The sequence below is a fragment of the Kribbella albertanoniae genome (genome assembly GCF_004348455.1).
Taxonomy (GTDB): Bacteria; Actinomycetota; Actinomycetes; order Propionibacteriales; family Kribbellaceae; genus Kribbella; species Kribbella albertanoniae.
Window position 1 is genome coordinate 1 of the sequence record NZ_SMKA01000339.1, and the last position, 9,289, is coordinate 9,289.

The following is a 9,289-nucleotide window of genomic DNA, read 5'->3' on the forward strand; positions in this document are numbered from 1 at the left end:
GGGCTGGACCGGGGCGTCGGGGCGGTGATCTCGACGTTCGTGGACGGGCGGGCGTTCCCGATGTTCGGGGTGTTGTTCGGGTACGGCGTGGCGCAGATCGTCCGGCGGCAACGGGAGAGCGGGCGGGAGTGGTGGCCGGTTCGGAAGTTGTTGTGGCGGCGGAGTCTGGTGCTGGTGGTGCTGGGGTTCGCGCACGGGATGCTCCTGTACGTCGGCGACATCCTGGCCGCGTACGGCGTGCTGCTGTTCGTCGGCGTGTGGGCCCTGCGCTGGAAGGACATCTGGCTCTTCGTGGTGGCCGGGCTCTTCCTGGTACTGACCGCGCTGCCGACCGACGATTCGCTCTCCACGATGACGGAGGCGACGGATCCGGCGATGTTGCCCGTCAACCTGTTCGAGCAGTTCGGTGACCGGCTCGCCGTGCAGCCGTACATCGCGTTGCTCGGCCCGATCGGATTCATGACTCCGTTCCTGATCGGACTGTGGGCCGGCCGCCGGCGCATCATCGAACGGCCCGACGAGCACCTCACGTTGCTGCGTACGACGGCGGTCGCCGGCCTCACCATCGCGATCCTCGGCGCGCTGCCGGTGTCGCTGGTGATCGGCGGCATCGTCGACCGCCCGAGTGCGGACGACCTTTCGATCTTCGGGCCGCTGCACGATGCGAGCGGTGTCTTCGGCGGCTTCGGGTACGCCGCTCTGATCGTGCTGATCGCACGGAGGCTCAGCAATCGCCAGGGCCCGGTGACCCTGGCGATCGCCGCCGTCGGTCAGCGGTCGCTGACCTGCTACCTCAGCCAGTCGGTCATCTGGGCGATCGTCTTCACGCCCTACCTCCTGGACCTCTCCACCACGCTCACCACGACGACCACAGCACTACTCGCCATCGCCACCTGGCTGGCGACTGTCCTGATGGCCGATCGGATGCGCAAAGCCAACTACCGCGGACCGTTCGAGAAGCTGATCCGCTGGTTCACCTACAAAACCGCCGCCACCCGGTCCCGCAGTTCCGGCAGCCTCGCGTAGAACACATCGCCCGGGCACTGGGTCGCGTTGTAGTCCCGGTGCCCGACGATCGCCACATGCGGATCGAGCCCGTACTTCGTGCACAACCACGCACACGTCAGCACGGACATGTCGAACAACGCCACCGTCACGTTCGCCGAAACGTAGATCCCCTCGTGCTCGATCCCGATCGTGTGGCTGTTGTGGTTGGCGGTCTGCGCACCGAGCACGTTCTGCCCGTTGTTGATGGCCGACAGCGACTTGCTGCGACCCTCCATCAGGAACCCGCCCCGGCTGATCGTCAGCTGCTGCCCGGCATCGATCCAGCCGTTCTTGTCCATGTGCAGGTCCTGGATCCAGTGCGAGACCTTGTACGCCGCCGCCAGCGAATAGTCGGTGACATTCGGGGAGGCGGTGTGGTGGATGACGATGTGGTCGGGCTTGGCGATCACCGAGGTGGCGGATTTCGGCGGCCGGGCCGACCATTCGGAGCGCGTGTAGCAGCGGGGGGCCGGGGCGCCGTACGCCGCGGTCGTGGGGAGCGCGATCCCGCCGAGCAGGACCCCGGAGGCGGCAGCGCCGCGCAGCAGGGTCCGTCGGGAGGGTTGGAAATTTTCGGGGGCGGTCATGGTTAAGAAAATCCCCTACCGGAAGCCCGGTCAAACCGTTCTGGTCTAATACGTCGGGTGACGGAAGGTGAGCTGAGGCTCGGGCGGGTGGGCAAGACGGTCCGGGTGCTGATCGCGGTCGTCGGCATCGTGCTGCTGATCAACGGCTCGGCGCGGGCGACCGACGACGCGTGGCCGTTCGGCCCGATGTCGCAGTACGCCGGTGCGGTCGCTGACGACGCCTCGGTCACCTTCACCCGGATCAGCGCGCAGACCACCAGCGGTACGACGGTCGACGTACCGCTGAACATCGAGGGCGCCGGCGTCGCCCGGGCCGAGATCGAGGCGCGCACCGGCGAGATCGAGAAGGATCCGTCGCTGCTGCAGCAGGTCGCGGACGGCTGGAAGAAGAAGCACCCCGACCAGCCGCAGTACGTGAAGCTCGAACTGATCCGCGACACCACCCAGCTGGTCAACGGCCGGGTCGCAGGCCCGCCGACCCCCGAGGTCCTGGCCACCTGGGAGGTCCGCCGATGAGCTCCACGCGGCTCAGCCGGGTTGCCGGTTGGTTCACCCCGCGGATCGCGCTCGCGCGGGTCGCCTGGCTGCGGACGATCCTCTATCTGTTCGTCATCCTGGACATGCACGCTTTCGTCCGCGACACCCGCCTGAAGGGCGAGCACCCGGACCTCTACCAGCCGTTGCTGCTGGCCCGGATCTTCCACCTCCCCACACCCTCGGTCGCCAACACCACCGCCCTGTACGTCGTTCTGATCGTGGCCTGCGTGATCGGTGCCACGAACTGGTTCCCGCGGATCGCCGGCTGGATCGTCGCCCCGGCGTTCACCTGGTGGGTGCTGATCGGGATGAGCGATGGGAAGGTCGACCACGACCACCTGGCGCTGGTCGTTGCGCTGTGGGTGCTTCCGACGGTGAAATCGACGAGTCGCGGGCGAGCGGCGTACGGGGATCAGACGCGTTCCGAGGCGGCCGGGTGGGCGGTGCGCTGCGTGCAGATCTCGGTGATCGCGACGTACTTCCTGTCCTGGGTGGCGAAGGTGCGCAGCCCGGGATGGAACTTCAGCTGGCCGAGCAGCGCGATCCTGACCTGGGCGATTGTCCGGCGGCCGCACCCGGTCGGGGAGTGGTTGCTGCACCACCCGTGGATGCTGCATGTGATGCAGTGGGTCGGGTTCATTGCGGAGTTCCTGTCGCCGGTGATCCTCTGGCTCAAGGGCCGGTGGCAACTGATCGGTGCGCTGTTCTTCATCGGTTTCCACGTGGCGAACACGGCGATCCTGCTGATCCACTTCCTGCCGACCGTGGTCTGCTGGCTCGCCTTCGCGCCGCTGGAGCGGGTCGTTCCGTGGTTGCGAAACCGCAGGTCAGACCGCGATACCGGAGAGGCCGAACAGGAGCCCGAAGGCAGCGGGCAGGCCCAGCAGCAGGCCGGCGCGTAGCCGGAACCGACGACCGCCCGGGCCGGGAGTCCGAACCACCCGAGACAGCACAGCACCGGCGTACCCGAAGACGAAGGCGACCAGCAGGATCTGCCGGGTCGGCAGGTTGTCGGCGTCGTGATGGGTCAGCCCGAGAGTGATCAGGCCCGGGAAGCAGAAGGCACACATCCCGAAGCCGATCTCCGGCAGCGGCAGCCAGCGCCGCCCGAGTACGTCGCGCTCGGCCGGCCGGCGGTTCCGGATCGACTGCACGAACCGCGCCGTGGAGAGCAGCAGATCGCTCACACACAGGATCGCGGCCACGATCAGCGCGACCCGGAACATCATCTGCACGGGGACACGGTAGGACCTGATAGGAGTCATGTCGCCTGTAGCACGTAACGTTCGCTTAACAGAGACGGGGCACACTGTGTGAGGCCGCACAAACTGATGATTGAGGTGGACTGATGGACAAGCAGCAGGAGTTCGTACTGCGCGCACTCGAGGAGCGCGACGTACGCTTCGTGCGGCTCTGGTTCACCGATGTACTCGGGTTCCTGAAGTCGGTGGCGGTGGCGCCGGCCGAGCTGGAGGGCGCGTTCTCCGAGGGGATCGGGTTCGACGGCTCCGCGATCGAGGGGTTCGCCCGGGTGACCGAGGCGGACATGCTGGCCAAGCCGGACCCGTCGACGTTCCAGATCCTGCCGTGGCGCGGCGAGACGATGGGCACCGCGCGGATGTTCTGCGACATCAACATGCCGGACGGGTCCGCGTCGTTCGCCGACCCGCGGCACGTGCTGAAGCGGACGCTGTCGAAGGCGGCCGACCTCGGCTTCACCTTCTACACGCATCCCGAGATCGAGTTCTACCTGTTCAAGTCGCTCGTCGGCGCGGTCGGGACGACCCCGGAGCCGGTCGACTCGTCCGGCTACTTCGACCACACCCCGCAGGGCATCGGCAACGACTTCCGCCGCGAGGCGATCACGATGCTGGAGTCGATGGGCATCTCGGTCGAGTTCAGTCATCACGAGGGCGGCCCGGGCCAGCAGGAGATCGACCTGCGGTACGCCGATGCGCTGTCGACCGCGGACAACATCATGACGTTCCGCGTCGTGGTGAAGGAGGTCGCGCTGTCGCAGGGCATCTACGCGTCCTTCATGCCGAAGCCGCTGAGCGACCAGCCCGGCTCCGGGATGCACACCCACATGTCGCTGTTCGAGGGCGACCGGAACGCGTTCTTCGAGGGCGGCGCGCAGTACCAGCTGTCCAAGACGGGCCGCGCGTTCATCGCCGGCCTGCTGCACCACGCGGCCGAGATCACCGCCGTGACGAACCAGTGGGTGAACTCCTACAAGCGGCTCGCCGTTGGCGACGAAGCGCCGTCGTTCGTCTCCTGGGGTCACAACAACCGGTCCGCGCTCGTGCGAGTGCCGATGTACAAGCCGCACAAGGGGCAGTCGTCGCGCGTCGAGTTCCGCTCGCTGGATTCCGCCGCCAACCCGTACCTCGCCTTCGCGCTGATGCTCGCCGCCGGGCTGAAGGGCATCGAGGAGGGCTACGAGCTGCCGCGCGAGGTCGAGGAAGACGTCTGGTCGCTGACGCCGCGTGAGCGCAAGGCGCTCGGCATCAAGCCGCTGCCGGGCAGCCTCGCCGAGGCGATCCACGCGATGGAGGAGAGCGAGCTGGTCGCCGAAACCCTCGGCGAGCACGTCTTCGACTTCTTCCTCCGCAACAAGCGCGCCGAATGGCAGGACTACCGCCGCCAGGTAACCCCCTTCGAACTCAACAAACTCCTCCCAGTCCTCTAAACCGCCCGTACGGCGTGATCGCGGACCGCCAGACCGTCCGCCCGGCGGCCGTCGGGTGGCCGCTTCCGGGCTGTGGGGTGCTGTGCGGAAAATGAGGGGATCTCCGTTCAATGTGCTGGTTCTCCCCTCAAAAAATGAGCAGAGAAGGGTCAACCTGAACGGAGAGCCCCTCAAATGTGCCGTAGGTTCCGGCCGGGTCAGAGCGCACCCGCCTCCTACAGACGTAACGTCCGAAGGATCGGAGGGTGTCTCCGGTCGTTCGGACGTTAGCCGATGAGGACTTCCAGGACCTGGACGGGTTGGCCGGGCTCGGCGGCGATGCGGTCGAGGATGGTGAGGCCGCTGGTGACGGTGCCGATGATGGTGGAGCCGGCCGGTGCGCCGTGGACGCCGTGGACCAGGAAGAAGGCGCTGCCGTTGCCGGCGGGGTTGTTGCTCAGGGCAACCACGCCGCGGCGGTACTGCTCCTTGCCGGTGAGCTCGGCCGGGAAGCGGTACCCGGGCCGTCCCGCACCGCACTCGAGGATCGCCCGAGTACGGCGCGGGCACGGGGTCCCGTGGTAGTACCGCTGGAGGGCGAGATGGGTGAAGCTGTGCACCGCGCAGGGCGCGTTCTGCCGGTCGAGCCGCAGCTCCAGCGTGCCGCGGTCGGTCTTGAGCGTCACCTTCACCGAGCCGAGCGTCGGAGTCAGTGAGAACGGCGGCCGGACGGTGCCGTCACCGGTCCGGGTGTACGTGCAGTTCTTGAACATCGTTGGGGTGGCGTGCACCGTCCAGCTCTCGAGGACGAGCGCGACCGCGGCGACCAGCAGGATGACGACAACCCGTTTCCAACGGCCCATGCCATCGAAAATAACACCGAGTAGCCGAATTGCAACAGAGTGTATTCAGAGTTCAGAGTGAGTTGGCAGCCTTGAGCAGCTCGTCCGGGTTGGGCTCGGCCGTGTGAGGTTCGGCCGGGACGTCGTCCGACGAGTGGGTTGAGGTGAAACGCGCGGTCGCAGTCGAGTGCCGGTACGGCGCCTCGATCGGATCAACCGGTACGACGGGCGCCGGCGCGATCACCGGTTGCGGCGGGATGACCGGCGTACTGTCGTCGGCCAGCGCGTGCACCTCCTCAACGGTGAGGAACGCGACCGGCCGGACCCCTTCGGTGATCACCACCAGGCAGCCGGGGATCACCTGCTGGGCCCGATTCCCCTGTCCAGGAACGAGAATCCCTTCGATCGGCGTCCGCCAGGCGCCGGGCGCGAAACGGCGCAAGCAGACACCGGCCTGCCCGTCCTCGGCGGTCCGCGGTGGGAGAAAGGCTGTGCCCGTGTAGTCGTAGTCGTAGTCCGGCTCGGGCGGTCCGGATACTCGCCCACCCTGCTGGGGCGTCAACCAGACCACCGTGCCCCGAACAGCGAGCGACCCCGTCATCATGACCATGAAGACTCATCATGCCGACTACAGCCCGAATACGCCAGGCAACTCCGTGTATTGACCGCAACCCCTCCGCAACCCGCTCGCGCGCTCGTTGAAATTCTGTCACGCGACGTGGCCGACAACCCTGCAACGGCACGCACACGACTGGGTAGCCTGAGCCCGTGGCGGATGCGCAGAGGGGCTCGGGCGAAGGGCGACTGGCTCGGCTGGGCTTCGGGGATCCGCAGCGGGCGGCGCAACTGCTGCAGCAGTTGGATGCACTGCACCCGATCGCCACCGAGCAGTTGATTCTCACGCTGTCCGAGTCGGCCGATCCGGATCTGGCGTTGTACAGCCTGCTCGGCATGGTGGAAGCGCTCGACCGGAACCAGTACGACGTCGCCGGGTTCGCTCGCACGCTCGAGATGGACGGCGACTTCCGCCGCCGGCTGATCTTCGTGCTCGGTGCGAGTGAGGCGTTCGGGCGGCACCTCAACGTCCATCCGCGGCATTGGTACGACCTCGCCGATCCGACCCTGACAGGTTCCCGCCCCTCGATCGAGGATGTCGCGGCGAAGCTCGCTTCCGCGGTCGACGCGGACAAGCCGGTCGATGCGCTCCGGGTCGAATACCGCCGGCTACTGCTTCGGCTCGCCGCCCGCGACCTGGCCGAGGGGCTATTGGTTGACGAGGTGGCCGCCGTACTGGCTGATCTCGCCGGGGGAGCGCTGGAGACCGCGCTGCAGATCGCGCGCACCAACTACTTCGCCCTGCATCCCGACGCTGCGGATTGTCGACTCGCAGTCATTGCCATGGGCAAGTGTGGTGGCCGGGAACTCAACTATGTCAGCGATGTGGACGTCCTCTTCGTCGCCGAACCACTCGATGGTGAACCCGAATCGCCCGCCCTGAAGACCGCGTCCCAGCTGGCCGCGGCAGCGATGCGGATCTGTTCCGACCACACCGGCGAAGGCACGCTCTGGCCGGTTGACGCGGCGCTGCGTCCGGAAGGGAAGTCCGGCCCGCTGGTCCGCACGCTCGAGAGTCACCTGGCCTACTACCAGCGCTGGGCGAAGACCTGGGAATTCCAGGCACTGCTCAAGGCACGGCCGGTCGCCGGTGATGCCGACCTCGGCCGCGAGTACGGCGAACGGATCGGCAAACTCGTCTGGTCGGCAGCGGACCGCGAAGGATTCGTCGGCGACGTGCAGGCGATGCGGCGCCGGGTGATCGACCACATCCCGGCCGCCGATATCGATCGCCAGCTCAAGCTCGGGCCGGGCGGACTGCGTGACGTGGAGTTCGCCGTACAGCTGCTGCAGCTTGTGCATGGGCGGAGCGATGAGGCGGTCCGCAGCGGTACGACGTTGATCGCGCTCGAGTCGCTCACCACGAGCGGGTACGTCGGTCGCACGGATGGCGCCGTACTGGCCGATGCCTACCGGTTCCTGCGGTCGATGGAACATCGCATTCAGCTCTACCGGTTGCGGCGTACGCATCAGGTGCCTGACGACGATGCCGATCTGCGGCGGCTCGGTCGATCGCTCGGCTTCACGAAGAACCCGGTGGCCGATCTGACTGCGGCGTGGAAGAAGCATGCGCTCGAGGTTCGGCGGTTGCACGAGAAGCTCTTCTACCGGCCGTTGCTCGCGGCGGTTGCGCGGATTCCTGGCGTCGAGGTTCGGCTCACACCGCAGGCCGCGCGGCAGCGGCTGACCGCGCTCGGGTACGCCGATCCGGTTTCGGCGCTGCGGCACATCGAGGCGTTGTCCGAGGGGGTCTCGCGGCGGTCGTCGATCCAGAAGGCGTTGCTGCCCGCGATGCTCGGGTGGTTTGCCGAATCGCCTGACCCCGATGCCGGTCTGCTCGCGTTCCGGACGATCTCGGACAGCCTTGGGTCGACCCCGTGGTACCTGCGTCAGCTCCGCGACGAAGGCGCATCCGCCGAACGCCTCGCACACCTGCTCGCCAGCGGCCGGTACGCCGTCGACCTGTTGCAGCGTGCGCCCGAAGCGACCGCGATGCTGGCCGACGAACGTGAGCTCGTCCCGCGCACACCCGAGGGTTTGCGGACCGAGATGTCGGCCGCTGCCGGTCGGCAGGAGCAGCCGGAAGCTGCGGTGGCGGCGATTCGTGCTGTGCGTCGGCGGGAGCTGTTCCGGGTTGCGGCCGCGGATCTGTCGGGCCTGCTCGATGTCGAGGCCGTTGGTAACGCGCTGACCGGGATCGCGATCGGTACGCTCACGACGGCGCTCGAGGTTGCCCGCAAGGCGGTCGCCAAGGGTGCGCCGGAGCCGACCCGGATGGCGATCGTGGCGATGGGTCGCTTCGGTGGGCATGAGCTCGGGTACGGCAGCGATGCCGACGTGATGTTCGTCCACGACCCGGTGCCTGGTGCGGACGAGAAGGCAGCGACAGACTTCGCCACTCAGGCCGCGACTGAGCTGCGTCGCCTGCTCGCGTTGCCGGGTGCTGATCCGGCGGTCGCGATCGATGCGGACCTGCGCCCGGAGGGTCGGCAGGGACCACTTGTGCGAACGTTGGCGTCGTACGCGTCCTACTACGCACGCTGGTCAGCAGTCTGGGAAGCCCAAGCCCTGCTGCGCGCCGATCCTTTGTGCGGTGACCCCGATCTCTGTACGGCGTTCCGCGCGCTGATCGACCCGCTGCGCTATCCGGCCGACGGCGTCGGCGAGCGCGACGTGATGGAAATCCGCCGGATCAAGGCGCGCGTCGACGCGGAACGGCTACCCCGCGGAGCGAACCGCAGTACCCACACCAAGCTCGGCCGCGGCGGCCTCGCCGACATCGAGTGGACCGTCCAGCTCCTCCAGCTGCGCGAGGCCCACCGCATCCCCGGCCTCCGCACCACCCGCACCCTCGCAGCCCTCCGCGCCGGCGTCGAAGCCGGCCTGGTCGACGCCACCGAGGCCGAAACCCTTGAGATCGCGTGGGAGTTCGCCTCCCGCATCCGCAACGCGATCATGCTCGTCCGCGCCCGCCCCGGCGACTCCCTCCCCAC

At 67.7% G+C, this 9,289-nt stretch carries 9 protein-coding genes; 5 read left to right on the forward strand and 4 right to left on the reverse strand.

The features are described from left to right. Positions 1 to 1,026: DUF418 domain-containing protein (locus E1261_RS40435; protein WP_132415052.1), on the forward strand; the 1,026-nt coding region annotated here is incomplete at its 5' end. Here the strand turns inward: E1261_RS40435 and E1261_RS40440 are convergent. Beyond that, a complete protein-coding gene (locus E1261_RS40440; protein WP_132415053.1) occupies positions 978 to 1,634 on the reverse strand; it encodes a peptidoglycan recognition protein family protein in 657 nt (218 codons plus the stop codon). The genes E1261_RS40435 and E1261_RS40440 overlap by 49 nt on opposite strands. 57 nt (positions 1,635 to 1,691) lie before the next feature. Between E1261_RS40440 and E1261_RS40445 the strand changes: the two genes are divergently transcribed. Together E1261_RS40445 and E1261_RS40450 are read left to right on the forward strand one after the other, a co-directional pair. Continuing rightward, the gene (locus E1261_RS40445) at positions 1,692 to 2,150 is read left to right on the forward strand and encodes a hypothetical protein (RefSeq protein ID WP_238176750.1); all 459 of its coding nucleotides are present in this window, start codon (positions 1,692 to 1,694) and stop codon (positions 2,148 to 2,150) included. Continuing rightward, the gene (locus tag E1261_RS40450; protein WP_132415055.1) at positions 2,147 to 3,073 is read left to right on the forward strand and encodes an HTTM domain-containing protein; all 927 of its coding nucleotides are present in this window, start codon (positions 2,147 to 2,149) and stop codon (positions 3,071 to 3,073) included. The genes E1261_RS40445 and E1261_RS40450 overlap by 4 nt, the downstream gene beginning before the upstream one ends. Here E1261_RS40450 and E1261_RS40455 read toward each other — a convergent pair. Then, positions 2,999 to 3,400 carry a hypothetical protein gene (locus tag E1261_RS40455; protein ID WP_238176752.1) on the reverse strand — a complete coding sequence of 134 codons (402 nt, stop codon included), beginning with the start codon at positions 3,398 to 3,400 and terminating at the stop codon, positions 2,999 to 3,001. The genes E1261_RS40450 and E1261_RS40455 overlap by 75 nt on opposite strands. A gap of 119 nt (positions 3,401 to 3,519) precedes the next feature. Here E1261_RS40455 and E1261_RS40460 point away from each other — a divergent pair, with 119 nt between their 5' ends. After that, positions 3,520 to 4,860: a glutamine synthetase family protein gene (locus E1261_RS40460; RefSeq protein ID WP_132415057.1), complete on the forward strand. Its 1,341-nt coding sequence runs from the start codon at positions 3,520 to 3,522 to the stop codon at positions 4,858 to 4,860. Between the two features lie 266 nt (positions 4,861 to 5,126). Here E1261_RS40460 and E1261_RS40465 read toward each other — a convergent pair whose 3' ends face one another. Both E1261_RS40465 and E1261_RS40470 read right to left on the reverse strand, forming a co-directional pair. After that, a complete protein-coding gene (locus E1261_RS40465) occupies positions 5,127 to 5,702 on the reverse strand; it encodes a peptidylprolyl isomerase (RefSeq protein ID WP_132415058.1) in 576 nt (191 codons plus the stop codon). A gap of 52 nt (positions 5,703 to 5,754) precedes the next feature. After that, positions 5,755 to 6,291, reverse strand: coding sequence for a hypothetical protein (locus E1261_RS40470; RefSeq protein ID WP_238176751.1), 537 nt, complete (start codon positions 6,289 to 6,291; stop codon positions 5,755 to 5,757). Positions 6,292 to 6,449: 158 nt separating this feature from the next. On the opposite strand from E1261_RS40470, the gene E1261_RS40475 reads away from it, so the two are divergent. Continuing rightward, the coding region (locus E1261_RS40475; protein WP_132415059.1) for a bifunctional [glutamine synthetase] adenylyltransferase/[glutamine synthetase]-adenylyl-L-tyrosine phosphorylase at positions 6,450 to 9,289 on the forward strand (2,840 nt) is incomplete at its 3' end.